At 38.5% G+C, this 16,090-nt stretch carries 22 protein-coding genes; 2 read left to right on the forward strand and 20 right to left on the reverse strand.

Going from position 1 to position 16,090, the window contains the following annotated elements; genetic code table 11:
- Positions 1-66 precede the first annotated feature (66 nt).
- From O4O04_RS20220 to O4O04_RS20305, 18 genes are all read right to left on the reverse strand, one after another.
- Entirely contained in the window at positions 67-924 is an 858-nt protein-coding gene (locus tag O4O04_RS20220; RefSeq protein WP_272536175.1) for a DNA adenine methylase, read from the reverse strand.
- Positions 921-1,181, reverse strand: a complete 261-nt coding sequence (locus O4O04_RS20225; protein WP_272536176.1) for a hypothetical protein — start codon at positions 1,179-1,181, stop codon at positions 921-923. The genes O4O04_RS20220 and O4O04_RS20225 overlap by 4 nt, the downstream gene beginning before the upstream one ends.
- Positions 1,178-1,651 carry a helix-turn-helix domain-containing protein gene (locus O4O04_RS20230; RefSeq protein WP_272536177.1) on the reverse strand — a complete coding sequence of 158 codons (474 nt, stop codon included), beginning with the start codon at positions 1,649-1,651 and terminating at the stop codon, positions 1,178-1,180. Before O4O04_RS20230 ends, O4O04_RS20225 begins: the two co-directional genes overlap by 4 nt.
- On the reverse strand, positions 1,648-2,088 hold the full coding sequence (locus O4O04_RS20235; RefSeq protein ID WP_272536178.1) for a hypothetical protein: 441 nt from the start codon (positions 2,086-2,088) through the stop codon (positions 1,648-1,650). Before O4O04_RS20235 ends, O4O04_RS20230 begins: the two co-directional genes overlap by 4 nt.
- Positions 2,075-2,914, reverse strand: a complete 840-nt coding sequence (locus O4O04_RS20240) for an MmcB family DNA repair protein (RefSeq protein WP_272536179.1) — start codon at positions 2,912-2,914, stop codon at positions 2,075-2,077. The genes O4O04_RS20235 and O4O04_RS20240 overlap by 14 nt, the downstream gene beginning before the upstream one ends.
- A complete protein-coding gene (locus O4O04_RS20245; protein ID WP_272536180.1) occupies positions 2,911-3,258 on the reverse strand; it encodes a RusA family crossover junction endodeoxyribonuclease in 348 nt (115 codons plus the stop codon). The genes O4O04_RS20240 and O4O04_RS20245 overlap by 4 nt, the downstream gene beginning before the upstream one ends.
- Position 3,259: 1 nt before the next feature.
- Positions 3,260-3,487 (reverse strand): hypothetical protein, encoded by a 228-nt coding sequence (locus tag O4O04_RS20250; protein ID WP_272536181.1) that lies wholly within the window; start codon positions 3,485-3,487, stop codon positions 3,260-3,262.
- A complete protein-coding gene (locus tag O4O04_RS20255) occupies positions 3,484-4,407 on the reverse strand; it encodes a phage Gp37/Gp68 family protein (RefSeq protein WP_272536182.1) in 924 nt (307 codons plus the stop codon). Before O4O04_RS20255 ends, O4O04_RS20250 begins: the two co-directional genes overlap by 4 nt.
- A gap of 17 nt (positions 4,408-4,424) precedes the next feature.
- Positions 4,425-5,387: a ParB N-terminal domain-containing protein gene (locus O4O04_RS20260; RefSeq protein ID WP_272536183.1), complete on the reverse strand. Its 963-nt coding sequence runs from the start codon at positions 5,385-5,387 to the stop codon at positions 4,425-4,427.
- The gene (locus O4O04_RS20265) at positions 5,380-5,883 is read right to left on the reverse strand and encodes a hypothetical protein (protein ID WP_272536184.1); all 504 of its coding nucleotides are present in this window, start codon (positions 5,881-5,883) and stop codon (positions 5,380-5,382) included. Before O4O04_RS20265 ends, O4O04_RS20260 begins: the two co-directional genes overlap by 8 nt.
- 180 nt (positions 5,884-6,063) lie before the next feature.
- Entirely contained in the window at positions 6,064-6,390 is a 327-nt protein-coding gene (locus O4O04_RS20270; RefSeq protein WP_272536185.1) for a hypothetical protein, read from the reverse strand.
- A 174-nt stretch (positions 6,391-6,564) separates the two neighbouring features.
- Entirely contained in the window at positions 6,565-8,922 is a 2,358-nt protein-coding gene (locus tag O4O04_RS20275) for an AAA family ATPase (RefSeq protein WP_272536186.1), read from the reverse strand.
- The gene (locus O4O04_RS20280) at positions 8,919-10,082 is read right to left on the reverse strand and encodes a metallophosphoesterase family protein (RefSeq protein ID WP_272536187.1); all 1,164 of its coding nucleotides are present in this window, start codon (positions 10,080-10,082) and stop codon (positions 8,919-8,921) included. The genes O4O04_RS20275 and O4O04_RS20280 overlap by 4 nt, the downstream gene beginning before the upstream one ends.
- Entirely contained in the window at positions 10,079-10,957 is an 879-nt protein-coding gene (locus O4O04_RS20285; RefSeq protein WP_272536188.1) for a hypothetical protein, read from the reverse strand. The genes O4O04_RS20280 and O4O04_RS20285 overlap by 4 nt, the downstream gene beginning before the upstream one ends.
- A 117-nt stretch (positions 10,958-11,074) precedes the next feature.
- The gene (locus O4O04_RS20290) at positions 11,075-11,320 is read right to left on the reverse strand and encodes a hypothetical protein (RefSeq protein ID WP_272536189.1); all 246 of its coding nucleotides are present in this window, start codon (positions 11,318-11,320) and stop codon (positions 11,075-11,077) included.
- 103 nt (positions 11,321-11,423) lie between these two features.
- The gene (locus O4O04_RS20295; protein WP_272536190.1) at positions 11,424-11,696 is read right to left on the reverse strand and encodes a hypothetical protein; all 273 of its coding nucleotides are present in this window, start codon (positions 11,694-11,696) and stop codon (positions 11,424-11,426) included.
- Positions 11,696-12,487, reverse strand: coding sequence for a phage antirepressor (locus O4O04_RS20300; RefSeq protein WP_272536191.1), 792 nt, complete (start codon positions 12,485-12,487; stop codon positions 11,696-11,698). The genes O4O04_RS20295 and O4O04_RS20300 overlap by 1 nt, the downstream gene beginning before the upstream one ends.
- A 10-nt stretch (positions 12,488-12,497) precedes the next feature.
- A complete protein-coding gene (locus tag O4O04_RS20305) occupies positions 12,498-12,794 on the reverse strand; it encodes a helix-turn-helix domain-containing protein (protein ID WP_272536192.1) in 297 nt (98 codons plus the stop codon).
- A 101-nt stretch (positions 12,795-12,895) separates the two neighbouring features.
- On the opposite strand from O4O04_RS20305, the gene O4O04_RS20310 reads away from it, so the two are divergent.
- Positions 12,896-13,258, forward strand: a complete 363-nt coding sequence (locus O4O04_RS20310) for a helix-turn-helix domain-containing protein (protein ID WP_272536193.1) — start codon at positions 12,896-12,898, stop codon at positions 13,256-13,258.
- A 9-nt stretch (positions 13,259-13,267) separates the two neighbouring features.
- Positions 13,268-13,816, forward strand: a complete 549-nt coding sequence (locus O4O04_RS20315) for a hypothetical protein (protein WP_272536194.1) — start codon at positions 13,268-13,270, stop codon at positions 13,814-13,816.
- 165 nt (positions 13,817-13,981) lie between these two features.
- Here O4O04_RS20315 and O4O04_RS20320 read toward each other — a convergent pair whose 3' ends face one another.
- Together O4O04_RS20320 and O4O04_RS20325 are read right to left on the reverse strand one after the other, a co-directional pair.
- Entirely contained in the window at positions 13,982-14,608 is a 627-nt protein-coding gene (locus O4O04_RS20320) for a hypothetical protein (protein WP_272536195.1), read from the reverse strand.
- A gap of 306 nt (positions 14,609-14,914) precedes the next feature.
- Entirely contained in the window at positions 14,915-15,820 is a 906-nt protein-coding gene (locus tag O4O04_RS20325; RefSeq protein WP_272536196.1) for a hypothetical protein, read from the reverse strand.
- Positions 15,821-16,090: the final 270 nt, after the last annotated feature.

Here is a 16,090-nt window from a genome sequence, read left to right on the forward strand (position 1 = left end):
AGTAGATCATGATCAAACAAAACACTAGGAAATTGAATGAAAGACTGTAGTATAAGTCCGCACCAATCATATGACCTCCCTGAACAATGAAGGATGCAATCTTTCAGAAACACTAGGGCTTAGATAAAGAGCTTCCGTTCTAAGTTTCTCTTTTCTTCCTGATCCTTTAGCAAATGAGTTGCTCATTGTGTCCTTAGTCACAACTTCCCAGTTATTCAAAATAGAATCATAGAGAGGGTGTATGTAGTGAGAGACTATCACCATGCCTTTTGCTTGTGCGCAGGCGTTCAATATCCTGGTATGGCTTTCAATGTCTAGTAGTTCAAGATTATAGAGTTTCTTTGTGTTCCTTGATTCTCCTAAGTAAGGGAGATCAACGTAGAAAAGCGTATCAAGAGAATCAAAATATTTAAGAACTTCTTCCGCATCCATCATCGTTGTGGTAACTCCACGAAGTCGTTTTGAAACTTGATAAAGATGCCGGATCTCTGCAAATAACCTTGCAGGATTATGACCTCCTCCGTTCAGTAAGTTCCCTTTAAGACGAAATTCTATGTTGGACTTTCTAATATCATTTGCTTTTAGTGAAGTCCAACATATTGTATAGAAAGCCCATGCCCGTTCTATGGAGTCTTGAGATTTAATTCTGGAGAAAGCTAGTTTTAGAGAGCTCTCCGAGTAAGGAGTAAATTCAATTTTTCTAATTAATTCTTTAGGTCGATCTCTCAGAGATTGGAAAAAATTATCAATATTAGGATCGAGGTCGTTTGCAATTTCAACAGTTGACCGCTCTTTGCTCAAGAGAACAGATCCGGCTCCGAAGCATGTTTCCACATAAGTCTTATGCTCAGGGAAGTGAGAAATTATCCACTCTCTCAGCCGGAATTTTCCACCGTTGTATTTTAAAGCAGGTCTAGAGATCATGACTCTCCTCTGAGATATGCTTCGAGAGCTCGAGATTTAATTTCTTGAGGAAATTTACTGAACTCAAATTGAATTTCGGGACGATATTTCTTTATCTTCTTAATCAGCTCTACGACCTTTTCCCTGGGATTCCTGTTTGTGAATTCAGCTATTCTTCGAGCATGAAAAGATACAAATTCTTCCGGAAGATCTTGAACAGATACACTCCATGTTTTACTTTTATCGAATTGATCTTCAATAATTTCTGCCACGCTCATCGATTAACAACTCCTTCTAATGTTTCTTTGCTCAGATATTTGTATTCCCATTCCTCTATCTTGTCTGGAACCCATTCATCTACTTGTGCTTCCCCTAAACTTTGAATTGTGATTCGGGTTTCAGATAATTTGGATATCTTCCCTTGGGGAATGGCCGGGATCTCTGGTTGTTCGTTGTAGTTAGGAACGAATAGTAGATCAGGTGGAAAAGTGCATTGGTATTTATTTGATCGACCGAAACCTCGTCGGATAATAATCAACCATCCTTCCCTTTTTAACTCGTTGGTGATTTGAGAAATTCTCTTTGGTTTAATTTTCCCACCCATCCGATCGGAGATAGCCTGTAAAGTAGGCCACGCATATTCATTAGCTCCTTGGAAGGTAAGTAAAGTCGTATAGACCAGAGCCTTTTGACCTGAGAGATTAAGTAAGGCGGTAAGTGGCGCGAAAGTGAATTTTTTCTTTTTCATATATTTGCCTCTGTCTCATTGTGAGATATAGCCAAAGCCCTATCGTCTGGAGTCGTGAGCCAAATCAATCGTTCTGCTAAATTGTGAAGACCGTATCCTCTTAGCCATTCGATTCGCTTGGGAACAGACGTGTGCTCATCATAGCTATCTTTTCCAGTATGAAGAGCAGGAGTAATGCAAAACATATTTCTCGGATCAGTCGGATCATAACGCTTGTACCTTGTACGTCGTCCTAATAAATGAGCGACAACGATATTCCGAGATCCAGTAAGTATGCAACGATAGCCATGATTCTTTCTGCATTGCTCCATTCCCACTGCCATTTTCTTGGCGTATCGTGAAGGTTCTTTGCTTCTCCGAGAATCCTGATATCGCTTAACGGACTCTCGTTGACGTTCTCTTTGCCTTGCGATCTGTTCTTCCTTAATTTTTTTCATTTTCATGGTCTCGTAAATTTTCTAACTTATAGATGATTGCCTTGGAAGATGATTCCAGTTCTTTGAGATTCTTAATAAAGCCTTCTGGTACCGCTTGATTAAATTCTTTCACCTTATCCAAAACTTTGTATCTCCAATAATAGGGATCAGTCGACTTTAGTTGACTTTCCGTAAATCCTATTGATTCCAGATAGGTCATTACGTGCTTCAATTCTTCGATAGTCGTTCTGAGAGATTTATTTTCTTCTCTTACCTCAAGTATCTGGCATTTTATAAGTTCTCGAATACTCTTACCTAATTTTGCTCCTCTTTCCTTTAGTATTCGCTTTTCCGAAAGATATTCTTCAAGCTCTTGAAGCCTTCTCTGTTTTTGGTCATATTTATCCAGTTGAGTGAGCAACAGGCTTCTTGAAGGTTCGCATCTCATAAGTGCAAGACGAAACATTTCTTGAGGAATCTCCAGAGATCTTCTAACAGATAGTTTCTTCTTAAACAGCTTTTGACCATTAGTCGATGTAATATACAATCCAGCTTCAGGAGGCAGCTCACTTGGATCTATTATCCCAGGAGGTGCAACGAAATACAGATAGTTGCAATAAGGAAGATAAGTTTGCCACTTTTCATCCTTTTTGAAATCGGATCTTGAAACCTTTATCTCATAGGCTGTGCACTCAGGTTTAACCCAAGATCTGGGCATTACCCATGCATCCATACGCGTTGTCCCTGATCGAGCTTCACCTGTATTCAATTCGCTAAGGAAAACATCATTCTGCCCCTGGTGTTTCTTCTTTAGAAGTTCTAGGATTTGATAGCTGCTTATATTCATATCTCTCCTATCACTAGATCGAATCCTTCTTCCCCTTTTTCGCAAGGGAGCCAAGTTGTAAAAATTGAAGGGATTGTTCCCAGGTCGTCGTCCTGAATGATATTGGCATGAACAAGAGAGTCCAATACTGTTGATACCATTCCGTCAATATCTCTGCGCTGATTTCCTGAGACTCGGAAGACGATCGCAAGGAAAGCAATTTGGCTATTATCACATTCATTTCGAATTTCGCTTTGTCCGAAGTTCGGAAGATCATTTTCCCTTTCTTGGATTTCGAAATTGTCTTTGAATTTTTGAACGCGGGAACGTTTGTCCCTAGATTTTGCACTCTTATAATTTGGCATTTCAAGCTATCTTCTCCAGTTTGTAGATTCGATCTTTAGGTATTACAACGAGCTTCTCTTTTCCATGGACTCGCAGAACATATCGTTCCTGGTTGATACTTTCTTTTATCTTACAAGCTAGATCCTTAAGATCATATTTCTCATAGACGTTTGTTCCTGCAGGAAGTATCTCAATAACTTCTCCACGAGCGTGTCCACCTGGATGTGAATAAAGTGCGACTGATTTCAATAGATTTTCCTCGGAAACACTTTCCATTCCATACCATCTAATTTTGCTCCGGCTCTTTTTTTTCCGACTTTATAAAATGATGTATCATGCTCTCTTATTATTTTATCTAGATCAGGAACACGTTCAATGAAAACACCACTTCCTTGCGCAACCCACTCACCCCATTGCTTAAAAAAGAATGGAACGGCTGCTTTTTGGCATTGGTCACGAATCGATCGAACCCAATTTGGATGCATAGGACGTGCATTGTGTCCTGATTCGCCTCCGACAATAATCCAGTCAATAGAGCTACAAGGCGTCCACTTGCCATCATCATCCCAGTGAATATTTTTACCATTTAGCACATCATAACTATGTAGCCCTATTCCAATATCTCCGGCAATATTAGTTAGGTCGATTTCTCCTAATAAAGGCTCCATTGATAAGAATCTTACTTTACAAGGAATATCTAATAGTATTGGAATTCTTTCATCGGCTGCCTTTTGATTTTCGACCGAAACTCCTAACCATACATTTGGTAAATCGCAAAACTCGGGATACTTTTCAAAAAACTTTTTTGCAACGTCCGGTCTTTTGGTTAGAATCAGCCAATCCAAATTTGTAGTTAATTTAATTCTTGTAAATAGTTCAACCCTCCAGGATTCTAATTCTTCTCTATCCTCAAAAGTATCTGATAAACTTTGTGCAAAAACTTTATATCTAATGCCTTCTTTTCCGGCCTTTCTATCCCATGAAAAAGGTTTATTTCGGTTATTTATCGAAGTTAATACTCGGTTTCCATGCGCTCCCCACTTAGCCTTTTTATAACGCTTATCCATTAAATCTTCAGCATAACAATTCTTACATCCATCGGAAATCTTTTCGCACCCGATCCATTCGTTATGTGTATGGTCTGTCCATTCGATTCTAGAGTTATTCATTATGGTTCCTCAAAATATTATCTACCTACGAGTCCATGCATACAGTAAGGACATTTAACTGGTTTCCCACCATCTTCCAAAGTCTTTGATTTCCCCTGGTTATCGATGAACATGGTTCTTGATCCTTTGCAGCGATTACAGTTTACAGCTTTGTCAGCGCACCAAGATCGAAGTCTTTGAATGATAGCCGAGTATTCTTGCCAGATTTCTAGAAAATCTTTGCCCGGGTCCGGAATATACTTATCAATCTCATCATGAAATTTGAGTGATCCATCCAAGTGAACTGCGAGAACTTGGGATATTGTTTTCCAAGAATTCTCCATGTTCTTGTGTATGCCTTCGACCTTCGCAAGATCTCCAACTAACTGAGGAACGGATTTCGCTTTTTTTGATTTTGCTTTGGTTTCAGACTTCTTTGCTGCTGGAGTAGACTCTGATCTGTGCTTCTTCACAGCATTACCCAAAGACATTTTTCCCTCTTCTACTTGCTTGAGTAGTTTAGGATTTTCTTTCTTAAGCTTGGTCGCTTGTTTGATTGATGTCTCAGACGTATCAAATTGTTGTGCGAGAACCTTGTTTACCTTGCCTTTGGTCTCCTGAGTTTTTGAATTCCCAGATTTAGGTTTCTGGTTTTTTAGATTAGATTCACTTCGAGCTTTTGCTTCCTCTTCGAGAAGTGGCTTGTAGTTGGTAGCGAGAATTGCTTTCTGTGATTGTGTTAAATCTCTTCTCTTATTCGTTCTGATTGTATAGAGTAGAGCATCGTTTCGATCACCAACGAACTCACGAGTTTTGAAAAGTTTTCCGCTTTCTTGGGCCGCAAGATATCTATTCCATCCATCTAGAACCTTCCCTTCGAATAGGACTATGGCAAATTGCGGATCAAATCCATTGAGTTCCATGTCTTTTACGAGTTCGCTTTTTTCGGCCTCACCCATTTCAGGGTAGAGATTGAATTGGTGTTTTTCGAGTTCACGCATGATCTAATTCCTCTTTTCTTTCTTCATCTATTTGAAATAATGTTGGTTGCTTTTGGTCGGCTTTCATGAATACACGCGCCGTATCTAATACTGAATCGCTGAATAGCTCTAACTCAGATCTTACTGTTTGAGGAACTAAGAGATTTGAGTAGTTGCACTTAAGGTATGTGAAGGGTGATATCCCTTCAATTGTCTCGTATGGCATGTGGTTTCTGAGATAAACTTCATAGAAGAATCGCACGCCTTTACCCAAGCCTTTTTTCTCTTCCGTGTGGAATTCGAGTCCAACAACATTTATCAGATTCCAATCGTCTTCGGGAATTCGAAGTTCGGATTTTAAATTCACGTAACTTCGAAATTTCTGTAAATGCCCGATTAACGTGTCTAGATCCTCCGTATGTTTTTTGGAATCGAGGACAACTACCATGTCCGTTCCACGATTGACATACTCGATCTTCATGTTCCCAGCTTTGTATTTTATTTTTTCTAAAACCATTTTCTTTGTCCCAATAATAGTGTAATATGTCTCATACTAAGATCTAAAAAAAGGGGGTATTTGCCCCTTTGTATCATAGCTTCTCGGTTTAGATTTACCTAATCGATGTCCGATGAACAAACCTATGGCGAAGGCAAGAGCACCGACACCGATTGTTATTAAAATCAAATCTTCCATTGTCTATACCGCAATGTTCAAAATTCGACCGGACTGTTTGATCTCTGATTTAAGCTTGTCGAGCTCGAATTTATTGGAAGTCAATGTCTCGTAACAATCGGCAAGCATCAAATCGCGTTCTGTGATTTGATTTTTAAGATATTCTCTATCGTTCGCATATCGCTCTAAGTCATTTTTCTGAATATAGTTTCGAACTTTTAAATCCTTAATCGTATTAAGCAATTTGATTATCAGTTTCGTTCTCTTTCTAAGCAAGCTTGGACGTGAGAATTTCCCAACTAACCGCTCTAAATTTGTAACTTGATTCCGATCTTCAATTTCTTGTAACATATGAGACTCCTTATAAGGCCGGGATCTCTCCCGACCGTTTTTCGTTATCAATGAATTCCAATTATTTCTTGGATTTCTTTTTAGGTGCAGCTTTCGTTGCAGGTGCTTCGGTTTTTTTGTTTTTGGTCGACACTTGAATTTCCTCCTTTGTCTTAAATTTTAAAGATCACTTTTTTACGCAGCTTCGCCCAATTCGAGAGAACTACCTGGTAAGAGAGGAAATATTTTCCCTTTCTCGATCAGATAAACTTTGTCCGCTAGTTTCTGGATATCATGCTTGTGTGAGACGTAGATGACTTGTTCGAAACCTCCGACTAGCATCGCTTTATCCAACATCTTTTGGTAAAGGTGAGCGTTCTTCGGAGTGAGACCACCGTCCGCTTCATCACGGATAAGAGTTCTGATATCGGCTCCCGATTGTTGTTGTTGATAGACAGCGGCTCCCAGAGAGATCCCTTCTTTGATGATGGCCGCCTGTCCTCCAGACTTGTTATCAACCAACGATTCTTCGCCTGTCTCTTCGTCTAAGACCATGAGCGAAACCTCTTCTCGAAGATCTCCCTTCCCTGTTTCTTTGGTTGTTTGAAGCCTGACCTGAAATCTTGAACCGTAACATTCTTCTAGAATCCCATTGATTGACGCGGAAATTCCAGGACCCGCAGCATCGAGTTTTAGAGCTCTTGCACCTTTTGGAGACAGACCTTCACACAAAAGTTTTAGATACGTGAGTCTCTGTGCTTTCGGAGATTGTAGAAGTTTGTCCAAACGAATTTCAGACTCTTCAATTTCCTTGAGTGAATTAACCTGAGTTGTGATCTTCGCAATAATCTCGTCTTTGAGTTTTCGCAAGTCAGCGAGTTCAATATTGATCTGATCGAGTTCGGATTCAGCTGTCTCGATTGCCTGAGTTTCTTTATCTTTGGAATCGAGAAGAACTTGGAGATTATTTATTTCCTGTTCTATGTCCGAGCACTTGTTTTTTGCGGTTACAAGTTTTGCTTCATAGTCCTTTATTCTTTCCTCTGCAAGATCTAGATGCGCGATGTTCTTAGATTCTTCTTGTAGGATTGGAACCTTTTTCCTGAGATCAGTGAGTGTGGTTTCTTTCTGCTCAATCGCTTTGAGTAGTGGAAGATTCTCCAATGTTTTCTCGGTCTTGATTTGAGTTTCTTCTAAAGAACTAATGGATAGTTCACAAGCTTCCTTTTCCTTTTGAGACGCATTGAGTTTCTCTTGGATCTCTGCCTTCTGTTTTTCTAGAACTGCGATATCCTGTTCAACGGTAACAATTTTCTTTTTGCCTTCGACCGCGTCTTTGAGCAGTTCACATTCTTCGGAAAGAACTTTGTCGCCAACCGTAACTCCGGAGCAAGGAACTCTGTCCAATAGCTCGGCTTTGGATTTTAAGCTTTCAAGGGTACTGTTTAGTCCAGCGATTCGCGTATCCAATCCACTGATCTGGGTAGTGAACGAAGTGCACTCGGTAGTTTTAACAGTGAGTTCTAATTTGAGTGATGCAACTTTCTCTTTGGTCGATGCAATAAGTTCACGAAGAGATTTTGCCTCTGTCTCATACTGAGATTTAGCCGAAACTATTTCCTTTTCGATTATCTCAATGAGTGCGTTCACTTCTTTGAGTTCCATGTCTGCTTTTCGAATTGCCGGAGCTTTATCCAATAGAGTCTGATTGTTTTTCAATCGTTCTTGGATATCGGTGATTTCTGTTGTGAGTGTAGCTTTCTCAGTTTCGAGTTTCTTCTTTTTCTCCAAAGATTCTTTCACGTCTGTGTTCTGAGATTTGAGATCGGCAATTCTCTGCATGGAATTCTTTTGAAGAAATTCACATGATTCGATATTCTTGATGTTCGTCGATTTCTCTAGTTCAAGATCTGATCGTAATTTCTGAGTTTCTTCTTTCTTCTCAATCTTTTTGCGTAGCTCGGTGATCGCGAATTGGTCGCCCTTGATTTCGTCTTCGAGAATCTTTCTCTCTTTATCAGCCAGAGAGAACTCTCGATCGTATTCGCCAAAACCCAAGAACTGATCAAGTAATTGTCTCGAGTCACTCTGATTCAATGACGATAGGTGTCCCTTCCCCTTTTGTGAATGATAAATCGTTGAGAGGAAAATTTCCTGAGAAATTCCAGTGACCTTCAAGAATTCTTTGTCGAACTCTTTGACTTTCCCTTCGGTCACAGCCTTTCCGTTCACATAAAGGTAGGGCTTCTGAGTTTTTGATATAGGATCAATGAGCCTTTTTACATGGATCTCTTGACCTTTAAGAAAAACTTTTACTTCTATGTAACTTTTTTTATCTGTAAAGCATCCGTAGATAGCCCCTTCATCCCTACCAGACTCTGACTTTCTGTTCGGAGTAATTCCGTAGAATGCCATACACACTGTATCAAGTAGTGTAGTTTTTCCAGAACCATTGTCTCCGATGATCGCGATCTTTTGATCGTCACCTGGCTTCCAGACAATTTCTTCAGGGAAAGGAATTGCACCTTTGTTTTTGATTTCTAATATTCTCATGCTGCGACCTCGTCTTGATTGTCTTGCTCAGTTTTTCCCATTTCCAAAATCTCTCTTCTGATTTCGAGTATGGACTGTATTTCGGAGTCCGTCAGTCCCCTTCCTTGATAGTAAACTCGAAGTGAGTCTTCAACTCCGGTAGCTTCCATGATTTCAGCGTTCCTAACCGAAATTTGGTGAATGGTTTTCTTCTCAATCTTAGCGTCTGGATCGATTGCCTGGAGTTGTGCTTTGAACTCAGGTGGGATGCTATGAACTTCCTCGGCTTTGACCGTGTATCGAAAACGAACTTTGGATCCAGCTTCTGCAATGTTCTGTAGATTGATTTCCTCTTTGGTCTGTTGATCGATGAACTTCCCGTCTACGAATTCAGCTGAAATCGAAACCATTGGTTGTGGATTCAAAGAATGAAAAACAGGTTCTTTCTCCCAGCTGGTTCCATTGTGTTCCCAGATAAGAACTCCCTTGTCGTCCTTGTACTCTCCCCAAGTTTGTCTCGTGATTGATCCAGGATACCAAACACTACCACCTACATTCTGTAATTTGTGATAATGACCACCGACAACGGGAACTCCCAAAGTTTCCAGAACTGAAAGTGGAAGGTGGATTCCATTGTGTCTTGGAATATTATCGTTATCCAACTTGGCTCCCGAAACAGTTCCGTGGAACAAGAGCATAGACGGGTGTTTTTGATTATTGAAATCCTGGTACATTTTGTTGAGGAGATCGATCATCAATGACGTTCCCTTCTCTCCAAATTCAGTGAGGTTCTCTGACTGCAATGCAACGGCTCCGGCCGAGAAATGAGGAACTACTCCAAGGAATATATGAGAACCATCTCTCAAACTTACTGTCAGAGTTCCTGGTTTTTCAAATACCGTAACATACTCAGATTGGTGATTGATCAATAATTCTTTAGGAGCATCATGATTTCCTCTAAGCACTATAGCTCGCGCTCCAAACTGATTTACTCCGTCCAAGAACTCTTTGAACACTAATCTCTGATCTTCGGTTGAAACACCTTCATAGATATCACCGGCCACACACACCAAATCAACTTCTTGTTCGCGGAATAAATTCCGAGCTTTATCCAATGCAATAGCTTCCTTAGATTCGAATCCACCTTGAAGATGAATGTCTGCTATAATACCTACTTTCATAATTTTGGTTCTCCTTTTGTTTTAGCGTTTTCAGCTAAATGTCGGTGTCTCAGGTTCATTCTATGTCGAAGTGAATCTTCAAAAACGGATTCGAATTTCGAGTTGTTGACCTTCGCGAGAATCGATTCCAATTCGACCTTGGACTCTGCCTTCTCTATTTCAGAAAGAAGCTCGTCGTAAGTCGGCCCTTTGTCGTCGAATAGCAAGGTAGTTGCCTGAGTAGCTTGAGCGTTGATCGTCTTAATTTTATTTGCACTAAAACCACCATCATCGTCTTTATACACTGCCTTCATGCAAACCCACATTTTCATTGCTTGCTCAAGAGGAAGTTGTGTTGGAATTTGTAAAAGTTCTTTGATCGCGTTTCGTTTAGCCTTACGATCACAAGATTCATGAACATGAGCCTGGTTTTTTCCAGAACTAGTTAAAATTGGTAACGCTTTCCCGGTTGGAGGTGTGATTGAAGGTGTACCATCTGGAAGATCAAGACTTGCAACATACTCAATCAGTAAATGAGCGACTCCACCAATTTCAATGGTCTTATCAGTGACTTTATCTAATTTGATTCCAACTGCTTGCCCTATTCCTATTACCTTCTCGGATTTGAGCATTACGTGACCTTTTTTTAGCCCGACTCCTTCAGCATTCCTTTCATCCCAGATATCATCTTTGGTTACAGTCACTATTTGCGGTTTCAATACTACATTTGCTGGCAGACAATTCATTAAGAATTGAGAGAAAAGAACCATATTGTATTTTTCTCGAGGGAACAAAGTCTGTAGTGCATCCAGCTTTTCCTCAAATTTGTTTTGATATGCTGAAGGATTAATTTCTCCAGTCTCCATGAGAAGTTGATTTTCTGTTGTTGTCATCATTGAACCTCCATAAGTTCAGTTATTACTTTATTTACGAGCATTGCTCGATCAAAAGACACAGCGAGTCTCTGTCCTGTTTTGCGACAGATGAGCTCGTAGTATTCATTTCCATTTTTATCAAGCGACTCTGATAACCGAATCCGGTAAGGGAGCGTCTTGTAGTTTTTGGTCTCTGAAATATTCGTTGTAGGTTTCGTCACTCAATCCACCGTTTAGAAAATCAATTGTGTTGGCTTGATCGACCCAACCTTTTTCTTTTAATACCTTAACAGCATTTTCATGAGAGACTTTTGCATCTCTAAGCAACGTGTAGGTATCTAATATCGAGAAGATCTCTTCTGTGATTGTGTGTTCTTTACTCATCGTTTTTTTTCCTTGTTCTAAAATCTCTTATTTCCGATGGTGAGATTAACCACTCATCGGTTCCCTGGTGTTCGAGCACTGGGGTTTTCCTTTTCCCTAAATTCTAAGCCGTCTTGTTATAAGCTCCCGATAGTGGATTCACGGTTAAATCCGACCATTGCCTATCCTGTAATTTTCTCAATCCTGCAAACCTTTGTTGTAATTCCAGGTAGTGGGATTGCTCATCGTTGTTGAAAAAAATCCGATCTTGAATCGGTTTTTTCCTATTCGCTTCGATGAACTTTTTTTCACTTTCTTGATCATCAGTTTTATCTTTCCATTCTGGAAGATTCTCTTCTCGAAGTTGCTCATTTAACATGTTCAGAAATTCGCCCATCACATTTGCCCTACTGCAATACCAGATTCTTGAAATAACGCTGGTTGATGAATTCTCTTGAATCCAGCTTCCTTAAGTTTCTCGGAAATAAACTGTAATCCCTTTCCAGTGAAAACCGTCTTCTTGTAAGACGAAGACTCACCGTGAGTTTTTTCGAAGGCTAATATCACCTGCTTGAAATATCCCTTTTGAAGAAATTCTTGGTAAGGTTCATTGTTCTTCATGATGAACCGATTTTTCCGACAAAATCGAAACAGGCCGATCGAACCCAAATTCAAATACGATAATGTTTTTGCAGCTTCAGTGAATGTGTAGTGATCGTTAGATTTTTTAACCTGTTCTGCGAACTCCGCGTTGGGTGTGAGCTCTGCAATCTTAGCGTCTTGTTCTTCGATCAAGGTGTTTGCAGCAATAAGTGCTCTGGCAACCAAATACTTGGGATCTTCTGTCTGCTCTTTGTTCGCTGACGTTTTAGAATAAGATCCTGTCTTTCTGATTGCTGGAAGGACTTCGCTCGTGACCCATTTCTTAAATGACTTCGCCTCTGGTTTGCGAGATCCTAGAATTAAAGAGTAAAGTCCAGATTCGCTGATAATATTGCTTTCACCTTGACGACCTAGATTGAATCTAGCCCGTTCATCTGAATCAAGTCGATTCAAAGCATCAGTAGAATTTTGGATCTCCAAAATCTCACAAACATCTTTTGCTACAAACCATGGTTCACCGTTAATATCGACTGTTCTGACAGTTTTGTTTTCGTAGGTAAATGGAATCAAATTCGAACTATTCATCCACTTTTCCTTAGGCTACTTGATTGCTTTTTAGGGGGTTTTGTGTTTTTGGATAAATCACATGTCGAGCAAGTTCTTTCTTGTACGGACGGTTGTGTTTAATTCCAAGATCTTCCAAATAGGACAGCAATGTCGCACTATCCATTCTTTTGTTGATTGTTCCATTGATCGTAGCGTAGGACAAACCAGTTCGAATTCTCAGATCTGTCTGAGTAAGATTCATTTCTGAAAGTCTCTTATTTATCTCTTCAGGTGACATAACAGAGTTTTCCTCTGTTTTATTAGCTTGAATTTGGTTGGCTCTCATATTCTCTTTCCTTTGTATCGTGATAGTAATAATAACTAAAATGACCATACTTCACATAGTGATATTTTGCAATCAATATTTATCACAAAAGCAAAAAATAGATGATAGATTTAAAAAAAATTATTAAGGATCTACAATTAACCCAGAAGGAGTTTGCAGATCGAATGGGAGTCAAGCAGAGCACGATTTCCATGTATATATCGGGCGAAAGGAAAATTTCCAAACCAATCGCCTTCCTAATAGAGAAGACTTACGGAATAAGCAGCGACTGGCTTTTAAACGGTACCGGTAAGATGTTCATCGATCTCGGTGAAGAAGAGAAGAAGATCCAGGAAGAAAACGCCCTACTCCGGCAAATAGATAAAAAACCAGAAATTAAAGAAATAGTAGAGATTTTAGTACGGATGGATAAACAAAACCTTGCCAAAACATTGGCTGTTATAAAAACTTTGTCGGAGAATTAAGGAGTAGCTATGCATTTTATTTTAAGAAAAAAAAAGGTTACAGTTGTTTGTTCATTAATTTTATTTTTTCTCACCACCGCAATTTTCACTCATTCAAAAGAACAGGCCATTGGTTTTGATGGAATTAATTTAGAAAGTAAAAAACAAGATGTTGTGAAAGCCATAAAGAAGAAATACTCAGGTGCGGAATTCGGCTGGGATGAAGATGATGGAACTGGACGGAACAATTGCATTGTTGTGGAACTGAACTCAGACTTCCCTAAACAAATTGTTTATTTTTTCGATGAATCTGGAACTCTTTACTTTATAGGATTGAAAATATCTGAAATTGATGAGCCAAATTATTTTTCTTTAAAAAAGAATATAATAGAAAAGTACGGAGATCCAATTTTCGATCTAAACAAAGTGACTAGATGGAAAATAGGAACACATCAAGAAATCACTATTTCTGAAGATAGTTCATATACAGCCCAAGGCTTGATGGTTCACTATAAAAATAAATTACTCTGGGATAAATACGAGGCTTCTCTAAACAAAGACAAATTCAAGAAGTTTTAGATCTATCGAGAAATCATCGAACACTTAGTCGAACTCGATAAACCGAGTCTCACTCAGATTCTAGCGATCACGAAAACGTTTTCGAAAAAGTGATAGTTGAATGCTAAGGGGGAAAAGATGCGAGGACCTTTTCAGCAACGCGGAGTTATGCGAAGTAATCAAAAATTAAAAATCAATGTTTGGGATTAGATCTGGTAATTTTATTTTAAATTTAATTGCTTTTTTTTCCAATTCAGTTTCAATCCGTTTAAAGTCTTCAGCACTTCTCATGCCTGCAAATGCTGCTTTTAAAAATTTAACCTCATTCACACTATAAACAGGTTCAAGAATTGTGATCGATTGTTGAAAGTAAGTAATTGTTGAATTTACGTAAGAAACTTTTACTAAACTTAAAAAAGCACTAAAAAATGCTAGTGTTGTAATAAATAATAGTAGATAATAACCCTTGTTAGAATTTAAGAAATCCGTCTTTTTGTTCTTGGTTCGTGCTTCTTTTGAGTATTTATATGGATGTCTTCGTAAAATTACTAGGTAAAGAAAAGGAATAATTGAAATAGCGATCAAATGTAAAAAGACTGAAGATTGTTCATGAAATCCGCGAGCCGATTCAATGTATAAAGAATTTCGATAGGCACTTGATGTTTCAGCAGCTAATTTAACAAACGTTGAAAGTAAGAATGAAGTTGAAGGCTTAAATACAATATCCCAAATTCCGCTTCCAAAAGCTCCAATTATAATAATACCGATTGTTTTTTTTATTCGGGAATAATTCTCTTTTTGTGGTTCTTCCATTTTGATTTTCCTAAATTAATTTTTGATTATTTCGCATAACTCAATATAATTGAACTACAGATATTCTCGCATCGAGCTTGAATATTCGACAAATATAATTTGGCTTACCTCGAAATCAACTAAAAGAATCGTAATAAATCCCAGGGAAACACCGATTATGGAGATTAAGAAGACGATTTCGAATAAATGATTTTCAATAACAGGCGAAGCAATCGCTATGACACGGTAATTGACCCAAGCCCTCACCATCGCTTCAATGGTCGCGAGGGGAAATGGCTATTATTGAGTTATAGGGCGCTTTTTTTACTACAAATTATTTACCATTTTTTTTGCTTGTCCTAAAAATCCTGTCCATCCTTCATTATTTCTTGCTTGAATTAGATCGACTGTTTCTTTTAATAATCCAAAACCTCCGATAAAATTTCCAGCTGTAGGTATTAGTCCTAAAAAGTAAAGAGCTGCACTTTTTCCCACAGAAATTTTATTAAATTTGTCTCTCACAATTCGATTTACTATTGAATCAAATTCATTTGATAATTCTTGTATTTTATTATCTAAATTTGTAATATCCTCTACTGAAAGTTGGTTATCAATTTTATTACGATATAACTTTAAAAGATTATCATTCCTTAATTCTTCGATTGATGGATGCCAAGGACCTTCTAATGTTTGTATTGATGTCGTTGAAGCATTTATTAATCGTTCACTAATTTTCATTTGTAAATGTGACTCATTAAATTCTCTGCTCCATAATGAATTTGCTGAGTTTTCTACCAGTGTCATCCCATGTTTACTAGCTATGTACCGATCTATTAAAAGATTTTGAAAGTTTCCTGGTGTTGGTAAAATATTAAACTCACCAAATTTGAAACTACGAGAATGGTTATCGTACCTCCAATCATTTCCGAGTGTTGAAACTATAATTTTATTCCAATCTTCAAATGGAAATCTTCCTAATTCTTTTTGCTCGTCCTTTGGAATTGCATCCAGACTTAAACCTTTCGGTTCAAGTTCTTCATCAATAAAATGTACAAATTTTAAATTTTCCATATTATATGGACAAATTCTTCTGGAAAAAAACCAAATTTCATCATAAAGAAGGAAATAGCTAAGAGGGGTCTCTAAAATTGGTCCTGGTCTTCCTTTAATTTTTTCTAATTCGTAATAATATCCTACGGGACTAGATACTCCAATTAGTAATTTTTTCCTCATTCTAATTTACCCATTTATTTTTATATATAAAATGTTTGCTAACGAACTGACCTACCTGCCGTTCGGGATAGCTGAGTCTCCAAAGGAGGCGTTAGCGTTGGCACGAGATTGCTTGAGCGAAGCGATGAAGCAATCGCAGTGACACCTGAATGGGTCTAGAGCTCCTCTACAACACGAACAAAAAAATAGCTTGAAATTGTATTTGAATTAGCTATTTTTCAGGCGAAGGAGTAGGATTACACCCTGAGCAATCCGAACAATTATTCGTAC

Origin of the sequence: Leptospira sp. GIMC2001, assembly GCF_028462125.1 — a bacterium.
GTDB lineage: Bacteria > Spirochaetota > Leptospiria > Leptospirales > Leptospiraceae.